Annotated in this window: 15 protein-coding genes; 2 read left to right on the plus strand and 13 right to left on the minus strand. The window is 48.6% G+C overall.

Going from position 1 to position 17,603, the window contains the following annotated elements:
• Window position 1: 1 nt before the first annotated feature.
• From MHB82_RS16735 to MHB82_RS16745, 3 genes are read right to left on the minus strand one after another with little or no spacing between them, the layout of a single operon-like run.
• Entirely contained in the window at window positions 2-1,975 is a 1,974-nt protein-coding gene (locus MHB82_RS16735) for a YjhG/YagF family D-xylonate dehydratase (protein WP_341175344.1), read from the minus strand.
• A gap of 16 nt (window positions 1,976-1,991) precedes the next feature.
• Window positions 1,992-3,458, minus strand: coding sequence for an alpha-ketoglutaric semialdehyde dehydrogenase GucD (gene gucD, locus MHB82_RS16740; protein WP_341175345.1), 1,467 nt, complete (start codon window positions 3,456-3,458; stop codon window positions 1,992-1,994).
• Between the two features lie 21 nt (window positions 3,459-3,479).
• Window positions 3,480-4,355, minus strand: a complete 876-nt coding sequence (locus MHB82_RS16745) for a fumarylacetoacetate hydrolase family protein (protein ID WP_341175346.1) — start codon at window positions 4,353-4,355, stop codon at window positions 3,480-3,482.
• A gap of 169 nt (window positions 4,356-4,524) precedes the next feature.
• Between MHB82_RS16745 and MHB82_RS16750 the strand changes: the two genes are divergently transcribed.
• Complete coding sequence (locus tag MHB82_RS16750) at window positions 4,525-5,439, plus strand: helix-turn-helix domain-containing protein (protein ID WP_095357717.1); 915 nt, start codon at window positions 4,525-4,527, stop codon at window positions 5,437-5,439.
• Window positions 5,440-5,530: 91 nt separating this feature from the next.
• Here the strand turns inward: MHB82_RS16750 and MHB82_RS16755 are convergent, their stop codons facing one another.
• Window positions 5,531-6,952, minus strand: a complete 1,422-nt coding sequence (locus tag MHB82_RS16755) for a family 43 glycosylhydrolase (RefSeq protein ID WP_341175347.1) — start codon at window positions 6,950-6,952, stop codon at window positions 5,531-5,533.
• A gap of 109 nt (window positions 6,953-7,061) precedes the next feature.
• Here MHB82_RS16755 and MHB82_RS16760 point away from each other — a divergent pair, with 109 nt between their 5' ends.
• A complete protein-coding gene (locus tag MHB82_RS16760) occupies window positions 7,062-7,868 on the plus strand; it encodes a helix-turn-helix transcriptional regulator (RefSeq protein ID WP_095357715.1) in 807 nt (268 codons plus the stop codon).
• On the opposite strand, the gene MHB82_RS16765 is transcribed toward MHB82_RS16760, so the two are convergent.
• From MHB82_RS16765 to MHB82_RS16805, 9 genes are all read right to left on the minus strand, one after another.
• Window positions 7,858-8,715, minus strand: coding sequence for a carbohydrate ABC transporter permease (locus MHB82_RS16765; protein WP_258377870.1), 858 nt, complete (start codon window positions 8,713-8,715; stop codon window positions 7,858-7,860). The genes MHB82_RS16760 and MHB82_RS16765 overlap by 11 nt on opposite strands.
• 18 nt (window positions 8,716-8,733) lie before the next feature.
• A complete protein-coding gene (locus MHB82_RS16770; RefSeq protein WP_341175348.1) occupies window positions 8,734-9,627 on the minus strand; it encodes a carbohydrate ABC transporter permease in 894 nt (297 codons plus the stop codon).
• 95 nt (window positions 9,628-9,722) lie between these two features.
• Window positions 9,723-11,024 carry an ABC transporter substrate-binding protein gene (locus tag MHB82_RS16775; protein WP_341175349.1) on the minus strand — a complete coding sequence of 434 codons (1,302 nt, stop codon included), beginning with the start codon at window positions 11,022-11,024 and terminating at the stop codon, window positions 9,723-9,725.
• Between the two features lie 421 nt (window positions 11,025-11,445).
• A complete protein-coding gene (locus MHB82_RS16780) occupies window positions 11,446-11,850 on the minus strand; it encodes a PucR family transcriptional regulator (RefSeq protein ID WP_110822939.1) in 405 nt (134 codons plus the stop codon).
• A 49-nt stretch (window positions 11,851-11,899) separates the two neighbouring features.
• The gene (gene allB / locus MHB82_RS16785) at window positions 11,900-13,300 is read right to left on the minus strand and encodes an allantoinase AllB (protein ID WP_341175350.1); all 1,401 of its coding nucleotides are present in this window, start codon (window positions 13,298-13,300) and stop codon (window positions 11,900-11,902) included.
• Between the two features lie 53 nt (window positions 13,301-13,353).
• Window positions 13,354-14,409 (minus strand): DUF6282 family protein, encoded by a 1,056-nt coding sequence (locus MHB82_RS16790; protein ID WP_341175351.1) that lies wholly within the window; start codon window positions 14,407-14,409, stop codon window positions 13,354-13,356.
• Between the two features lie 34 nt (window positions 14,410-14,443).
• Window positions 14,444-15,313, minus strand: a complete 870-nt coding sequence (locus tag MHB82_RS16795) for a carbohydrate ABC transporter permease (protein WP_095357708.1) — start codon at window positions 15,311-15,313, stop codon at window positions 14,444-14,446.
• Window positions 15,314-15,315: 2 nt separating this feature from the next.
• Window positions 15,316-16,212: a carbohydrate ABC transporter permease gene (locus MHB82_RS16800; protein WP_341175352.1), complete on the minus strand. Its 897-nt coding sequence runs from the start codon at window positions 16,210-16,212 to the stop codon at window positions 15,316-15,318.
• A gap of 23 nt (window positions 16,213-16,235) precedes the next feature.
• The gene (locus MHB82_RS16805; protein ID WP_341175353.1) at window positions 16,236-17,573 is read right to left on the minus strand and encodes an ABC transporter substrate-binding protein; all 1,338 of its coding nucleotides are present in this window, start codon (window positions 17,571-17,573) and stop codon (window positions 16,236-16,238) included.
• Window positions 17,574-17,603 lie beyond the last annotated feature (30 nt).

A 17,603-nucleotide genomic window follows, 5' to 3' on the forward strand; every position in this document is an offset into this window, starting at 1 on the left:
ATCACCATGCCAGTGCTTTTTTGCCGGCTTCCAGGGCAGTTATGATCCGGTCTACATCATATATATTCCCTCTCCATGTTCCGCCGCTGACAGCTTGCAGCGCAGCCCACAGTCTGGTATCATCTGGCAAATTTTCATCAGGACGCATATCTGGATGGAAGGTCCTTTGAGCCAGAATGATAGCTCCTTCTTCCGGCGAAAACTCCGTATCTCCTTCACCAATGAAGTTCACGCTGCCCTCCAGCTTGCTCCGATCCACAACGATGTCAATCAAGTCGCCGTTTCGGAGTTTGCCAATGGGCCCCCCTGCCAGTGCTTCGGGCCCAACATGGCCAATACATGCTCCGGTTGAAACTCCCGAGAAGCGGGCATCGGTGATGAGCGAAACATACTTCCCAAAAGACAAATGCTTGAGCGCAGAAGTAAGCTGATACGTTTCCTCCATCCCGGTTCCTGAAGGTCCACGACCGAGCAGTACAACAACGTCGCCAGCCAGAACCCCGCCAGTCTTAATGGCACGGATTGCCTCGCGTTCAGTTGTAAATACCTTTGCCAGGCCACGATGCCGATACACGCCATGCTCATCCAGCACATCAGGATCAATGGATGTGGATTTGATGACAGAGCCTTCTGGCGCGATATTCCCGGTTGGAAAGGTCACGGTCGAAGAAATCCCAAGACGCTGCGAGTGCTCTCTGCTCATGATCACACTGTCCGGATCAATCCCGTCCTTCTCTTTCAATTGCTTGCGTATGAGATGACGACGTTCCGACGATTCCCACCAATCCAGCACTTCACCCAGTGACGCACCTGTTACTGTAAGTACAGATTCATCCAGCAGGCCAAGCTGTCTAAGGTGAAGCATAACCTCAGGAACACCTCCGGCCTGAAAAACCCGTATGGTCGGATGGAAGATCGGTCCGTTCGGCAGAGCACTAACCAGTCTTGGAACGTTCTTGTTCACCTGTATCCAGTCCTGTACCGTTGGCACAGTTAAACCCGCTGCATGGGCAGCAGCCGGGATGTGAAGAAGTAGATTGGTAGATCCGCCGAACGCGGCATGAACGACCATGGCATTGCGAATGGACGCATCTGTAACAATGTCTGCCATCTTAATCCCTTGGGACTCCATGTTGATCAGTGCACGCGAAGATTGGCGCGCCATCTCGAACCAGATGGGCTGCCCTGAAGGTGCCAGAGCGGCATGCGGCACCGTCATGCCCATCGCCTCTGCTACCACCTGGGCGGTTGCCGCGGTCCCTAGAAACTGACAGCCGCCGCCCGGTGTAGCGCAGGCCCGACACCCTAGCTCCGATGCCATTTCAAGAGAGAGCTCTCCATTCGCGTACCTTGCGCCAATGGTTTGGATTTTACCTGCATCCTCCCCATCGGTAGGCGGAAGCGTAACGCCGCCGGGAACAATAACTCCTGGCAGCTGCGGCATACCTGCAAGTGCAAGCATCATGGCGGGTAATCCCTTATCACAAGTTGCAACGCCGAGCACGCCTTTTCGCGTGGGCAGGGATCGAATCAATCTGCGGAATACCATCGCGGCATCGTTCCGGTACGGCAGTGAGTCGAACATGCCGGTTGTTCCTTGAGACCTGCCGTCGCAAGGGTCGCTGACATAGCCAGCAAACGGGATTCCTCCGTGGCTCGATATTTCTTCTGCGGCAGCTTTCATCAGCAAACCGACTTCCCAGTGTCCCGTATGGTAGCCAAGAGCTGCGGGACTGCCATCTTCATTGCGGATACCGCCCTGCGTACTTAAGATCAGAAACTGTTTTCCGTTCAATTCTCCAGGCTTCCAGCCCATTCCGACATTCTGGGACATGCCGAACAAGTCGCCGCTTGGAGCATTCCGCAGCAAATCATCGGTTAAAGGCAGACGTCCTGTTGCCCCTGGAGCATGCGCTATAATATCATAGCTGCTAGACTCCTTCTCCCCCATAATCGACATTATCTGTTCGTACATGGTAGCCTCCCACAGTTTATGACTTCACAAAGACTGTTTTGATCGCCGTAAAAAACTCGATGGCCGCTTGCCCCTGTTCTCTGGAATGCGAGCTTGACATCTTCATTCCACCGAACGGTGCCTGCAGTTCTACGCCGGCAGTTTCCGCATTAATTCTTACGAGTCCGGCATCCATATCCCGGATGAAGGACAGCATGGCCCCAACGTTTTGTGTATAGATTGAAGCACTCAAACCATAATCGCTGTCATTTGCCGACGCGATGGCCTCTTCCAAGGAATCCACAGGAATCAGGGCCAGAACGGGGCCGAATATTTCTTCCCGGGCAATGGACATGTGCGATTCGACACCTTCAAATACGGTCGGCTGTACATAAAATCCTTCTGCGAGCTCAGGATTGTCCGGTCTTTTTCCTCCAGCGAGCAGTACGGCACCTTCATCCTGTCCTTTTTGAATGTAACCAAGCACGGTACTCAGCTGGCTTTCACTCGCACATGGACCCATCCAGCTTCCGGAAGACATCCCGTCACCCAGACGGATTTCCTGGATTTGCGACAGGAGTTTTTCTTTAAAGGCATCATATACTTTTCGTTCAATAATGACCTTGCTGGTGGCCGTGCATTTTTGGCCAGTTGATTTCAAGCCGCCGCTGATGGTGGCCTCAACAGCCAAATCCAAATCAGCGTCTGCCGCGATGATAATCGGGTTTTTGCCACCCATTTCAAGCTGATACTTGGCTCCACGAGCAAGTGCTGCAGCGCCGACCCGCTTCCCGACTTCATTGGAACCAGTAAAAGTTATCCCGTTTACATCGGGGTGTTCAGCAAGTGCGGAGCCGATTACCGAGCCTTTTCCACTTACGAGATTGAGAACACCAGCCGGGATGCCGGCTTCCTCAAAGCATTCCAAAACCTTGGCAGCCGTAACCGCCGTTTCCTGAGCTGGCTTCAATACAACCGTGTTGCCATAGATCAAAGCCGGTGCCGTTTTCCAGATGGGAATAGCCACCGGGAAGTTCCAAGGTGCAATTACACCTACTACGCCAAGCGGCACACGGGTTGTGAACATTAGTGCCTCCCTATCCGTGGAGGGAATCACATCACCCGTTTTTCGCATGCCTTCCCCTGCGTAATATCTCAAAATGGCGACGCCGCGCATCGTTTCTCCCTTGGCTTCCGGGAATGTCTTCCCCATTTCTCTGGTCATGGCTTCTGCCACCTCGTCGGCCCGGCGCTCCAGCACATTAGCAGCTTGAAAAAGATAATTCCCCCGTTCCGCACCCGTTAAGTTCCGCCAAGCCTTCGCTGCTTCTTTTGCCGCTGCGACTGCATTGTTCAGGTCCTCTACACCCGAGGCTGGCACATAACCCACGATTTCTTTGCGATTCGCCGGATTAATGCTCGGTTCCGTCGATCCGGACGTTGGTTTTACCCATTCCCCGTTAATAAAATTGTTATAGGTCTGCTCTAACTGAAATGCGCTCATCGCATTCATCCTCCTTCTAAACTAGTTTGTAATGACAGGATTGATCAGTGTTCCGATATCACTTATGGAAATTTCAATGCGGTCTCCTGGTTCAAGGGTGAAATCATTCGGAGGCACGATGCTAGTGCCTGTCAAAAGTACCGTACCGTCATACACATCGTTATCCCTTGCCAAAAAGGAAACCAGTTCATCCAGCTTGCGGTTTAATTCACTCGTACTCGCTTCACTTTTAACAACCATTGATTCATCCCGATAGATTTGGCAGACAATGCTGAATTCATAGGGATTCTTCACCGTTTCCGCTAGTCGAATAGCTGGACCTATGGAACAGGAATTGCGCCATATTTTGGCTTGTGGCAGATACAACGGGTTTTCCCCCTCGATATCGCGGCAGCTCATGTCATTTCCGGCGATGTATCCCACAATGCTGCCATCCGCGGCAAGCACCAATCCCAGCTCAGGTTCCGGGATCTGCCAAGTAGAATCGCTGCGCAGCGTGACAGCCTCATTCGGCCCGACAGTCCGGGCTGCTGTGGATTTAAAGAAGATCTCCGGTCTCTCTGCGTCATAGACCTTATCGTAGAAAGTTTCCGCATCCAACTTTCCATCCGTAGCTTCATAATTCCGCGCTTCCCGGCTCCGCTGATATGTCACACCTGCTGCCCACACTTCCGGTGCATCGACTGGTGTGATCAGGTGCAGAGAAGTCCAATCATCGGTCAGCTTGTTTACCGGTTTAAGAGCGCTTTCAATCCATTGAACCGGAGTAACACCCTTCTCCCTCGCCTGATAGATTAAAGTCATAAAATCTGCTTGCGGCAAACGATACGCTTGTTCATCATCCGTAACGGCTGCCAACCACTTCTGTTGTCCATCCAAAAATCGAATAATTCTCATTCCAGCTTGCCCCCTATCTCCCTACCGGGTTGATAACATTACCATAGCACCAGCGATGTTTCATGACGATGGACTTATCACTCCGACGACTTACCCTTTTCACGCATTATTTTTCTGTTAAAATAAATCTATTCGTATTTGGAATACAGAGCGTTACGAGGAGGTAGCTGTGACCAAACTTTCAGAAGCCGTATATTTAGGCCGTCTGCCCGATGTTCGCATGTCTTTTCAATTGTTGGGACTGCATGCAAGACAAGTAGATTCCAACTGGACGTATCCGTCTCATGAGCATTCCATGTATGAAATTCACTGGATGTTGGACGGCGAGATGAACATGGTGGTCAACGGTCAGTCGTACAGTCAATCCGTTGGAGACCTTCTGTTTATCCGTCCGGGTATGACTCACTCCTGCACAGGTGCCGGACCGAAGGGTTTCACATACTTTTCTGTTCATTTCAGCGTACACGATACCTCCTTCTGCAGAGAACTCAACCGCTGTAAGGACATTTATTATCCGGCAGATTCGAGCCTGGCTTCAGGACTGTCCTCTTCACTGTGTACCTTGTATGATCTGGCTACAGAACACTTATCCATGCCGTTGTCTTCCTCCAAACAGATGAAAGTCCATGCCGCCGTATTCGAACTGCTCGGCTCCCTGGTTGGCCAGTTATCTCAGAACGCATCCGTTACCTTATCGAGAAAAGAAACCATCGCCCACCAAATTGCCGAGCACATTGAGGACTCCGTAAGATATATCCATCTTCATGGTGACGTTCGGGAGAGCGAACGAACCTGGATCCAAGACATCGCGAAGTCACTGAACATTAGCCCTTCACAGATCAACCGGATCTTTCGGGAGGTATATGGTACAGCCCCGCGCAAGTTTTTATCAGAAACCCTTCTGAACGAAGCCCAGCGGCTGTTAAAACAAACAGACCTGAACATTGACCATATTGCGATGATGCTGGGGTACAAGACCAATGCGCATTTCAGCCGTCAGTTCAAGCGATGGACGGGCATCACGCCAAGCGAATTTCGCATCCATTCCCAGCGGACTGCTGCAGCCGAGCATCTCGGTGATTGAAGAACCTTTCCACATGAAATAAGCAGCTGCCGGGTTACCAGCAGCTGCTTTGCCTTGTCTTAACGATGTTTCAATCAATCTGTGGTATCCGTTATGCTAATGTAAAAGAAGCCAGGCTCGCGCCTCCTGATCCTCTATAAGTCAAATACAAAGCCTGCCTGCCGTCTGGAACGGTAATGTCAGCCGTATATTTTTTCCATTCATTTGTAAAATGGACCGGAATCGTTCCCAGTACAGGACCGTCCCATGCGGTTTTAATCTCAAATTCTCCATTGCAATATCCGCGGACCTTCACCGTGACCTGGCGAATCCCATCACAATTGAAATATTTAAAACCTGCTGTGGCTGAATCCACCATATTGGCAATATATCCGACCTCTTCATCACCGTCTCGCCCATCCTGGGTAATCTTCGGAAAGCGGCTGTCCAGCCACGCACCTCCTCCAAAACCACCGGTATACATTTGATCATCTTTTGCAAAAAGATTACATGCAAGGTAAGCGGGATATTCCCCTTTTCCTACAAGAGGGCCCCTATTCACGCCGCAGGAAGTCATTTCTACCTGAGATATCAATCCATGCTCGTCAAAAGAGATACGTTCAATGCAGCCCTGACGGTTAAATGCGTCCCCATTGGTATGGCGGTGATAGAAAATGTACCAGTCTTCATGGATCTCAACGATGCTGCCGTGATTGTTCCCGCCATAATACATCGGCTTGTCAGCTGGTTTATAGGAGTCAATATGTAGATCGCAGTTGCTTATGATTACACCCTGATATTCAAACCCTTTGTTAGGAAATTTACTGGTAGCATAACATAATTCATGCATGACAATGGAGGAGTAAACCAAGTAGTAGGTTTCCCCTCTTTTCCGGATGGAAGGAGCCTCGAAAAATTCATGTCCTTCGAATCCGCTGCCTTCGCTGTATGGCTGACTCGGCGCTATGAATACGGGCTCATCCACAATCGTGAGCATGTCGGGACCAAGCACCGTTGCCATCGCACCGTGTCTCGATCGGTCTCCGGGCGCACAGAATCCGGTATACAGATATGTACGCTCTCCTTCGGTCAGCACGCCTGGATCAAATTGGGGCTCGTCCCCTTCCCTTTCCCCCAGTCGAGTGCCATCCGCATATTTCACGTATCCGTAGAATTCAAATTTGCCTGCAGGTGTATCGCATACAGCCACAGAAACAACCGGCACTTTATCCAGCACATAATAAAGATAATATCGTCCGTCAGCACCAAGCGTAACGTCTGGGGCGTAAAGGCACATACTGCCGCCCGGATTAAGCGGATCATCTGCCTTTTGGTAGATTACGCCTTCATTGCGCCAATTCCCGAGGTCGTCCACAGGCGCCGACCAACATACGTAGTCGTTTAGACAAAAGACATGTCCGTTAAACCGGTCATGCGAACCGTACACATAAACTCTATTCTCAAATACATAAGGCTCACCGTCAGGGACGTACTCCCAGGATGGGAGATATGGATTTAACCCCTGTTTTTTCATAAAAGCTACACTCCTCGTCAAAGTAATTAAGCAATATGAATCGAAAATGAATTCGGTATAATAGAAAAATAGTCCATCTAACAAACTTACATGATATAGGTGAAAATCAATGACAAATATATTTTACGTTGAAAATGACGCAGCACATCATAGCAATTTTGTTTTTGATATTCCCCAAGGACATCCCTGCTGGCTTTTGGTCATTACAAAGACTCCCGCTCAGTTCTGGGTAGATGGAAAACTCAAGGAATACCCTCCTCATTGTGCTGTTCTTTTCGAGCCCCATCAAAAAATTTACTATCGGGCTTCCGCAGGGAAATATATTAATGACTGGATCCGCTTTGCAAGCGATGAACCTTACGTAACCGAAACTTCGCTTCCCTATGGCAAGCCTTTTCCTTTGGATGATCCTGAATATTGCCACAAGCTGTTCCAGCTGCTCGTCGTAGAGAATTCATTCAATAAGGATTACAGAGAATCCTCCATTGATTGTCTGCTCCGAACCCTGTTCAACAAACTGCTGGAGTCTTACTTTCAAGAGGAAATTAGTCCTCAGCACTACAACCTTTTAAAGCTGCGTGCGGCCATTCATAACAATCCAAGCCACCCCTGGACCATATCGGAAATGGCTAAAATTATTAGCATCAGTCCGGGATACCTGCAGTTGATTTACAAAAAATTGTTTGGCCTCTCGTGTATGGATGATGTTATTCACAGCCGGATTCGCCTAGCCAAAGAATATCTCAGGCATGATCAGTATACGGTTGCGGAGATTGCAGACCGGTGCGGTTACCGCAATGTGGAGCATTTTTGCAGACAGTTCAAACAAATGACCGGTTCATCACCCAAGAAATTCCACAAACGCGCGAGTAACTTAACTCCCGGCCCAGCAGATTCCGAAAAGGTCATCCTTTGATTCCGGTCATGGTAATCCCCTGAATAAAATATCTCTGTCCGATGAAGAAGAGGATCAGCACAGGAATAACGGTAATTAATGAAACGGCCATCAGCATCTGTATTTGCGAGGAGCCAAAAGAATTCTGGAAGAACTGCAAACCGATAGCGAGTGTGAAATTCTGATCGCTGTTCAGATAAATCAGCGGAGACATGTAATCATTCCAGTGAAAGGTTATCGACATGAGACCGACCGTAATCAAAGCCGGTTTGATTGCAGGCAGCAGGATTTTGTAATAAATCTGAAATGCATTGGCACCGTCGATATATGCGGCTTCATCCAAATCTTTCGGAATCGTTTTGAAGAATTGCCGCAGCAGGAAAATGTTAAACGCACCTCCCCCAAAAAAGGACGGAACGATAAGAGGCATCAAGGTATCGAGCCAACCAAGCTTGGTGAACAAGAGGTACGTAGGAACGAGAGTGACCTGACTGGGGAGCATCATGGTAGCAAGCACGACTGTAAATAACAATCCGCTGTATCGAGATTTAAACCGTGCAAAGCCATATGCTACGAATGAAGCGGAAAGAACCGTTCCAATCGTCGCAAGTCCTGTTACGATTAAGGTATTCCATGTATAACGGGTGAAATCCGCGTATTGCCAGCCCTGAATGAAGTTATCCCAAGTAAACGTTTCCGGGATGATTTTGGGAGGCAGCGTATAGGCTTCCGAAGGGATTTTAAAGGCGGTTGAAAGCATCCATATAAACGGAAAGATAAACACGACTGCAATGATCGTCAATATCACATAACTCAGGCTGACTTTAATCCGGCCGCTGTTTTTTTTACTTTTGTAATAAGCCTCCATGGTTGCACCTCCCAAATTTTAGTTATCGTAATAAACCCAGTGTCGGGAAGTCCGGTTTACGATGAGCGTGATGATCATAATAACGACGAACAATAACCAGGCCAGCGTTGATGCATAACCCATCTCGTTGTATTTAAATCCGCTGTTATAAATATGCATCATGTACGTGTAGGTGGAGTAGCTGGGGCCACCCTCGGTCAGAATGTAAGGCTGCATAAAGATTTGGAAACCACCAATGATTCCCATAACCAGATTAAAATAAAGCGTTGGCGTGATTAGCGGCAGGGTAATCTGCGTAATTTTAACGAAACTGCTCGCTCCATCAATCTCAGCGCTCTCATATAAGGCTTCCGGAATATCCTGCAGCCCCGCCAGTGTAATGATGATGGAATTCCCGATGGTCCAGATCCCCATTATAATAATCGCCGGCATGGCCCATTTCGTATCGCTTAACCAGTTAGGACCGGTAATACCGAATAGAGAAAGGAAATAATTGATAAAGCCAAACTGGGCATTAAAAATCCAGCCCCAAAGCAAGGTAACCGCAACCCCTGATGTGATATACGGGATATAGAAGCTGGTCCTGAAAAAACCAACTCCCTTTATTTTTTGATTGAGCAGAAGAGCAATCAGAAACGACATGAGTAAACTGGCCGGAACAGAAACCAACACAAAATATAATGTATTTAACAAAGAACGGTAAAAAAGTGGATCCTGTGTAAAGGCCCTGATGATATTATCTAAGCCAACAAATTGGCCTGAGCCGGTCATATCCATATCGGTGAAAACCAAAAAGATAGAATAACCCATTGGATATAAGGTGAATATGAGAAAACCTAAAAGCCATGGCGAGATAAAAAGGAAGAATTGTTTCTCCTCCCTGTTTGCAATGCGGTTGTTTCGCGCCTTCATTCTTTCGCCTCCAAAGCTGCCTCCTATTGAGACCGGTTTAGGATAGAAGGGGGAAGATCGCTCCCCCTCGTTGTAACCAGGTAATCATTATTCGTTTATTTACTCTGATGAATGGAGTCGAGAGCGGACTGAATTTGGGATGTATAGGCTTTGGCCGCTTCCTCTGCGGATTTCCCTTGAACGGTGACCTGCTGCCAGGTTTGCTCATAGAGGTCCCCCGCCTTTGCAATGGAGCCACCCCACGGGAAAGTTATGGCATCCTGCAACCCTGTTACGAAATCCACCATGGAGATATCTGTGCCTTCAATTTTCAAATTGGCAAAAGTACTGTCCGCTGATTCTTTTGCCGCAGGAAGATTTACCTTACTGTACAGATCTCCGACCTCTTTATTCAGGGAGACCGTTTTAATATAAGCCCACGCTGCTTCCTTATTTTTGGAGTCCTTGTTCATGGCGAAGCCTGTCTGGAATTTAATGTTGACGGTTTTACCGGATGGATCTTTTGGAGGCATCACGATACCCCATTGAAAATTGGGACCGATATTTTTGGCGATCGTCGAAGCTTCAAATACACCTAGCGGATACATCGCAGCTCTACCTGCAGCGAACATTTGGTCCATAGGCATGCTCTTGGCGGCTGCATCATCTGGCATTGCTTTTGCATTCACCAGGTCTCCGAACAACTGGTACCCCTTCAGGGTATCGGGATCATCCAGAGTCTGTTTGCTCCAATCCTCGTTATATGGCATCCCGCCGTATACAAAAGGAGCGAAGCTCTGCAAGATCCAGTGGGACACAATGCCATAGACCCGATTGGCACCTTCACCCGAGGAGACCTGTTTGGCTGTTGCCGAAAAATCATCCCAAGTCCAGTCATTCGTTGGATACGGGAGCCCCGCCTTGTCAAAAATGTCTTTATTATAAGCAATCATAAAATCAGAAGCGGTTGTTGGCATCCCTTCGCGTTTTCCGTCCGCATCGACATATCCCCCATCAACCCCCTGTGTTAACAAAGCCTCGAGGTCCAGTTGATCCTTCTCAATATAAGGGTTTAAATCTTCGAACCATTTGGATCTCAACCCTTTCCAGTCTGGAGACATCATGATCACATCACCGGCATTTCCTGCAGCCAGAGCTGCATCGAGCTTGACATCGATGTTATCTGCCGGGAGCCAAACTTCATGTACCTTCACTTTTGGATACAATTTTTTGAAAATTTTGGTGGCTTCCTTTCGAGACTGGAGCTCCTCGCCGCCGCCCCACCCAAATACGGTAAGGTCACCGGAAATTTCTCCATTACCCGATGAATTTTCCGCTGCCTGATCACTGTTTGCTGAGCAGGCGGTGATCACTGTCACGAATATTCCGATAAGCAGAATGATTGCAAATTTTCTCATATATATCCTCCTTTTTATACTTAGGCGAGCGACTGGTGTCGTAACCCGATGAATGAATTTGGATTCTCAAGTGGCAATCGAATAAAAAGGAAATACTAATCTATCCTCATGTAACGCCGAGGATCTACAACCTTCCCAACCTGAATTTGTCATTACATTGCAAGGTGAAATTACAGTTAGCACATATTAAAACACCACTCTTTCTGCCTTGTTAGCGTTTCCATCGTTATTTAAAAGTAAGGTTTCTTCGTGCTTGATACAATGACATATCCTTAAGAATTATTGATGAATAATCATATTCTGAATTTGAAATCCAGGGTTTCAATTCAATGAATGCCAAAAAAGACGACTCTGATCTCCGCTGTTCAAAACGGTTAGAGTCGCCTTTTCTCTTTCTATTCTTTCACCTTTCTTATTGGAATTATGATGTGCGATAATGGCTTCGATAGTCCAGAGTAAGAAGACCATTGGCAGACGCATTGGCTTTTTCTGCATCAAGCAGGCGGCGGAACAGGAACACCAAATTTAGCAGCAACAGGTTTTCGGTTTCTTTAAGCGGAATACCTATGAGCCGTTCCAACTTCTCCAGCCGGTAAGCCGCTGTATTGCGGTGAATGTACAACCTGGAGGACATTTCATTGATGTGGCCATTACAAATTGCGTACGTTTCCAGTGTCTGTAGAAGCTCAGGGTCATAACCTTCTACTGTAAGCAGGCTGCCAATATAGCGGTCGACATATTGTTGCATTTGCTCTCGTGGAATATCTTGAACCAATCGGAGAAGATCTTCCTGAACGGCAGACAATCTACCAGCTTTTGCGGTCATTGCTTTCCCTCCTTGAAATGGGACGTGCTCTTTTCAAGATCAAGCATGACTAGCTACTTATGTTCACCTCTCCCGGGCAGACGATACTGAATTCCCTCCCGGTACCTCGGTTAGGAAATGGCGAACCTTCACTATACGTCAACTGGCCTCGCAGCAGTGTCATCTTAACTTTACAGCCAAAGCTGCGGCCAATGTAAGGGGAATGACGATGCTTCTGATAGAGGTCTGATGCTTTAAGTGTGTAGGGAGCATTTAGGTCAACCAGGGCCAGGTCGGCATCGCAGTTCAGTGCAATGCGTCCCTTCGCCCGATCCAGTCCGAATCGTTCGGCTGGTGCACCAGACAACAGACGCGCCAGCAGCGGAAGCGGAACCCCCCTTTTCAAATATCCTTCATCCAGCATCAACTCCAACGTGCTCTGTACACCGGCAATGCCGCCCCACGTTTCAAACATATCATCCCCTGTCTTCATGCCAGCTGGGCAGGGTGAATGATCCGAAGATAAAAAGTCGAACCAGCCTCCCTGTAACCTGTCCCATAGCTTCCCCTGTTCTTCCGCATTACGCAGTGGAGGTGCACATTTCGCTACAGCACCCATGACTGCAAAATCATTATCGGTCAGACATAGATAGTGCGGACAAGTCTCCAGGGTTACATCGACTCCTGCTAGCCGGGCTTCACGGATTCGTTTTGCAGCAGATTCACTGCTAATGTGGACAAAATGCAATCGGCATCCGCTCTCGGCTGCATAACGCAGCGCCGTTTCCACTGCTTCCACCTCTGCCTCTATCGGACGTGAAGCTGTATAGCTCGCCGGGTCAAACCTCCCCAATCTGCGGGCTTCACGAGTGAGTCTTGCAATAGTAGGCTCATGTTCAGCATGGAGTGCCAGCAGCTTGCCTGTCTCCGCAATCATTCTCATCCCTTCTCTAAGGGTTTCGTCGTCTGACCGACGAAATCCGTCCTTGTCCTTGTCCCCCGGAGAAGACATGAAGGCTTTGAAACCGATGACTCCGGCGTCTGCCAACAGCGGCAGCTCCTTAAGATAACCAGGCATAAGTCCGCCCCAAAATCCATAGTCCGCATACGTTTTACCTGCCGCGCGGTCTCTTTTTTGCTGAAGTGCACGAACTGTAATTGTAGGAGGAACAGCATTGAGCGGCATATCCAGAAAGCACGTTCCTCCTCCGGTAGCCAGAGCAGCGGAACCCGTCTGGAATCCTTCCCAGGATTCCAGACCCGGCTCATTAAAATGTACATGAGTGTCAATAACACCGGGCATCACGGTCAATCCATGTGCATCAATGATTTGGGCCCCCGAAGGATCCATGTTATCTGCGATTTCAGCAATCAATCCATTCCTAATACCGATATCCTTTCGCTCAACGGCTGCTTCCGTAACGATCGTTCCGCCTGTAATGACTAGATCATGCGATGTTGCGGATTTCATGCTCCGCTCCTCCTTATCCATACGTAAGGTTGTAACAGCACACCAGCAATCTTCTATGTGTTCATGCCGATAAGCCTTGCCGGATTTGTCGCTACCATCCGGTAAATATCATCCGGAGAGAATTGATAATCGAGCATGCTGGCAATCATTGTTCTCATCCCTTGCACAGGCGTTGAGGCCGCACGGATCCCATAGTCCGTACCAAGAACGAACTGATCGATTCCCACTTCACGGATGGTATTCATCCATTTTGTCGCATTCGAGAATCTGCCGAGTTCAGCTCCCATATCCATGTACTCTCGTTCTACATAGTAATGGGTCCGGGGGACATCAGGATACAGCCAATCCACAAGGCATGCTTCTAAAAAAGCACCCCTGGCTGCAGCCGATTTTTGCTCTTCGATTGTCATTTGTCCGCGGACGGGATGAGCGATTAACACCTTTGCTATGCCGTATTGTTCTGCAAGGTCCAGCAGACGGAGCGCTTCCGGCACAGATACATGACCCGTATTCAGATAGACCTCCGGATGTTCTGCCACCATGCTTAAGATCTCATCCAGCGCTTCCGGAACAGGACCTTCCAGCGGTATCGACGTCGCCACAGACAGCTCTTTCTCCACAAATTTCGGATAGGCATCCTTAAACGGAACAAGCTTGCCATCGATCAGTGTGGACTCACGCTCAGCTGAATGGCGTGTACAATGTGAACCGAAGCTGATGAAGCGGCAGCCCTCTTCCAGATGTAGTGCGGTTTTTACGGAACGCGGATTCATACCGGCATGGCAGGAGTTCATCAAATAACCCCCATACGTGTGAATGCCCGGTACATGACGGTTCACTACCCAGGCCATCCCTGAGGCCCAGCCGAATACATCATAGTACACAATACTCCTCATGCCTGCAGCTGCAGCTTCTTGCGCTACCTGAATCGGGTCCAGATGCCCAGGGTTAGAGTTCAACACTGGCCCTGCATGTACATGACTATCAATGGCACCAATCAGAAGCTCATCTGGCAGTTCCATTGACCTCCGATAAAAGGATTCATTCCATCTGGTACGATCTGGTGTCCGTTTCTGTGGTTGTTCTTGATTGGAATCAAAAGTAAGCATAGTAATCCCTCCGTGAACGATGAATTTTTAGTGATTATCCCTTAATAGCTCCCGCCATAACGCCGGCAATAATCCGTGAACTGAATACAAAATAAATAATCGTGACAGGCAGCATCGATAATATCATTCCGGCCATAAGCTGTGGATAGTTGGTGCTGTGCTGGGACTTAAAATAGGACATCCCGAGCGGAACCGTGCGCAGCGACTCATCATTCAGCAGGACGAGAGCAAATGAAAATTCATTCCAACAGGAGAAAAATTGTAGAATTGCGACCGTTGTCAGTACAGGTACGGCTATCGGCAGGATGATACGGTACATGGTTCCACTGAAGCTAAGACCGTCGATTGCTGCTGCTTCCTCAATTTCTCTTGGAATGCCCATCACGTAGCTGCTGACCAGCATAATTGGTAAAGAAAGGTTAAAGGCAATATAGGGGATGATGAGCGTATACCATTGATCTGCCAGCCCCCAATTTTTAAATAACAGGTAGATGGGAACAAGTAGAGCGTGAATGGGTACCAGCATACCGAAAAGGTAATAAAAGATCATTGCTCTCTTCCCCTTGAAGTCCAGCCGGGCCGTAATATAGCCTGTTACATATGCAATTGCCGTAATGCCAATGACGGACAGGAAGGTGACCCGAGCACTGTTCCACGATAGCTGCAGCATATTCGTCAGCTTAATCGCTTCCCAATAATTACTAAACTGCGGTGCACTTGGCAGACTAAGAATATTGTTGGCGAATTCTGCTTGTGTTTTCAATGATGAATAACCGATCCAGAGCAGCGGTATGATACAGCTCGCGGTAAAGAGCAGTAATAAGGCGTTCACGGCCAGCTTGGCTGGATTGGGAAGGAACCGACGGGGACTGCGCTGCGATTGTAGTTCCAGTTGTAACTCCATTTTTACGCACCTCCCTTGGAGTGATTACGGCGCTGGAGTAAAAGTGTGGATAGCAGAATCATAAGCATAGTGAGCGTAATGATGGCTATGGCGAGCGCAGAACCATATCCATACCGGAAACGCAGGAAAGACGTTTCATACGCGTATAGCGCCATCACCGAGGAAGAGTTGCCCGGACCGCCCCCGGTCAGTGCGTAGATATGCTCAAACCCGCGCATATTGTTGGCAATACAGAGCAGTGAAGCAACGACCAGGGTAGGTTTGGCCAAAGGAATGATGATATACCAGGCTTTGCGCACACCTGTTGCTCCATCCAGTTCAGCAACCTCAAGAACTTCCTTATTGATTGTCGATAAGCCTGCCAGCATAAGCAGTGTGAAGAACCCGATGTTTTGCCAAGACAGAGGTATGGAGGCCAGCAGAACGATTGGTCCCGTCAGATCCAGCCAGGATTGCACCAATGCACCTAGGCCAAGCTTGGTTAGTCCGGCATTAAGTAAACCGTAGTTATAGTTGTAGACCAGCATCCATAGAAAAGCGATAATTACCGGGGCAAGTGTAGAGGGGAAATAGCTCATTGTCCGATGCAGCCCTTTCAGTTTTACCATCTTGGACATCAGCAGCAAAGCAAAAACAAAACCGAACCCTACTTGTCCAATCAAGCCATAAGCTGTCATCAGCACATTGTTCAGAAAGGAATGCCAGAACACATCATCCTGAAGAATTTCCTTGTAGTTTCCCATGCCGATATACGTTTTTTTGGGACCTCCTGTCCAGGAGTAGAAGCTGTCTCGAAGAGCAGCAAGTATGGGAACCAGCACGACAAATGAATAGATAAGTAGACCCGGAAGCAGATATGCCACAAGCACCCAGCCTTTCGGTCGCAGCGCCTTGCCCATGTTCTCACTCCTTCAATAATAAGTTAGGGTTGATTTAAAAAAGTCTCATAGGCTTGTTGAGTTTCCTCAGCCAGCTGCTCGGGTGTTCTGGAACCAGCCATTACACCTTGAATCCCCGTATTTAGCACTTCTACGATCGAAGCATCAAACCAGAGGTCAAAGATTTTAGTCGCGTCAGCTGCCGCGCTGGCCTCGTAAGCAGCCAGGGCTACCGGATGCAGCTTCCCAGTATCGAAGTCTCCGGGATCATAGGCCGGGAATCCTCCGACTTCTGCCATTAGCTTGGCGCTATCCGAACCGGTCATATATTCTAGCATCGTCATAATGGCGTCTAACTTTTCTCCGGCTTCTACCCCAGAGTTAACGCTATAATAGACACCGGCGCCTCCGGAAGAACTGAGTGGATTGCCAAGTCCGTTCTCGACCCCCGGAAAGACGGCAACTTGTGTACTCGCCTTAATCCCATCCGGTGCATTGTTTACGATATTCATTGCTGACCAGATTCCGCTGACAAAGGCAGCCGATCGACCTTCAAAGTAATAGTTAACCATGGTGTCGTTGTCGACAGAATTCAGGTCCTTATTCAGATAACCGGCTTTCGCCAGCTCACTCATGATGCCAATTCCCTGTATGAAACCTTCATCGGTAAATTTGGCACCATCACCGTTCAAAATGGACTCGGTCCATTCCGGGCCGTTGATCCGATCAGTCAACGCACTGATCCAGCTGGACATGGCATATCCTTTGGACTTGTCTCCGTATGAGAACAGGTTAATGCCTTTTTCGGCCAGTTTGTCTCCGGCATCCATCAGATCAGGCCAGCTCACGGGAAACTGGTCGTAGCCGATGCTTTCGAACATATCAGCATTATAGTAGATCAGATGCGTAGGCCCTGCTGCAATGGGTATCCCGTAAATTTGGCCTTCACGGGTTCCGGCATCCAGTGTTCCAGCACGGTAACCGTCTCGCCATTCAAGGCGCTTGTCCAATTCCTTGTCCAAAGGGCGTACGATTTCATTGTCCACAAAATTGGTCATCCATGAGCCGGGTACGATGAATACATCAGGCATATCGTCAGCCGCTGCCAGTGCCTGAGCCTTAATGGAATAGTCCTCGTTCTGAAGCTGCTCCTCTATGATCTCGATATCCGGATAATCTTCCCTGAACCGCTTCAGTCCATCAAGTACTGCGGTATCCTCCGGACTTTTGCCGATATTAGATTCCTGATACCTGTGCATGAGCGATATCGTAATGGTATTGCCACTTTCAGCTGCTGATTCCTCGTTCTCTCCACTGCCGCAAGCACTAAGCACAGACGATGCCACCACCATTAACCCCAGCATGAATGACCGTTTGTTCAAATCTCTCCACTCCTTTGGATGCATTTTCAG

The sequence above is a fragment of the Paenibacillus sp. FSL K6-2862 genome, assembly GCF_038005125.1.
GTDB classification, from domain to species: Bacteria; Bacillota; Bacilli; order Paenibacillales; family Paenibacillaceae; genus Paenibacillus; species Paenibacillus illinoisensis_A.

Coding starts and splice junctions, on each gene's coding strand:
- MHB82_RS16735 (WP_341175344.1), bottom strand. CDS start 1,975: ATGTACGAACAGATAATGTCGATTATGGGGGAGAAGGAGTCTAGCAGC.
- gucD (WP_341175345.1), bottom strand. CDS start 3,458: ATGAGCGCATTTCAGTTAGAGCAGACCTATAACAATTTTATTAACGGG.
- MHB82_RS16745 (WP_341175346.1), bottom strand. CDS start 4,355: ATGAGAATTATTCGATTTTTGGATGGACAACAGAAGTGGTTGGCAGCC.
- MHB82_RS16755 (WP_341175347.1), bottom strand. CDS start 6,952: ATGAAAAAACAGGGGTTAAATCCATATCTCCCATCCTGGGAGTACGTC.
- MHB82_RS16760 (WP_095357715.1), top strand. CDS start 7,062: ATGACAAATATATTTTACGTTGAAAATGACGCAGCACATCATAGCAAT.
- MHB82_RS16765 (WP_258377870.1), bottom strand. CDS start 8,715: ATGGAGGCTTATTACAAAAGTAAAAAAAACAGCGGCCGGATTAAAGTC.
- MHB82_RS16770 (WP_341175348.1), bottom strand. CDS start 9,627: ATGAAGGCGCGAAACAACCGCATTGCAAACAGGGAGGAGAAACAATTC.
- MHB82_RS16775 (WP_341175349.1), bottom strand. CDS start 11,024: ATGAGAAAATTTGCAATCATTCTGCTTATCGGAATATTCGTGACAGTG.
- MHB82_RS16780 (WP_110822939.1), bottom strand. CDS start 11,850: ATGACCGCAAAAGCTGGTAGATTGTCTGCCGTTCAGGAAGATCTTCTC.
- allB (WP_341175350.1), bottom strand. CDS start 13,300: ATGAAATCCGCAACATCGCATGATCTAGTCATTACAGGCGGAACGATC.
- MHB82_RS16790 (WP_341175351.1), bottom strand. CDS start 14,409: ATGCTTACTTTTGATTCCAATCAAGAACAACCACAGAAACGGACACCA.
- MHB82_RS16795 (WP_095357708.1), bottom strand. CDS start 15,313: ATGGAGTTACAACTGGAACTACAATCGCAGCGCAGTCCCCGTCGGTTC.
- MHB82_RS16800 (WP_341175352.1), bottom strand. CDS start 16,212: ATGGGCAAGGCGCTGCGACCGAAAGGCTGGGTGCTTGTGGCATATCTG.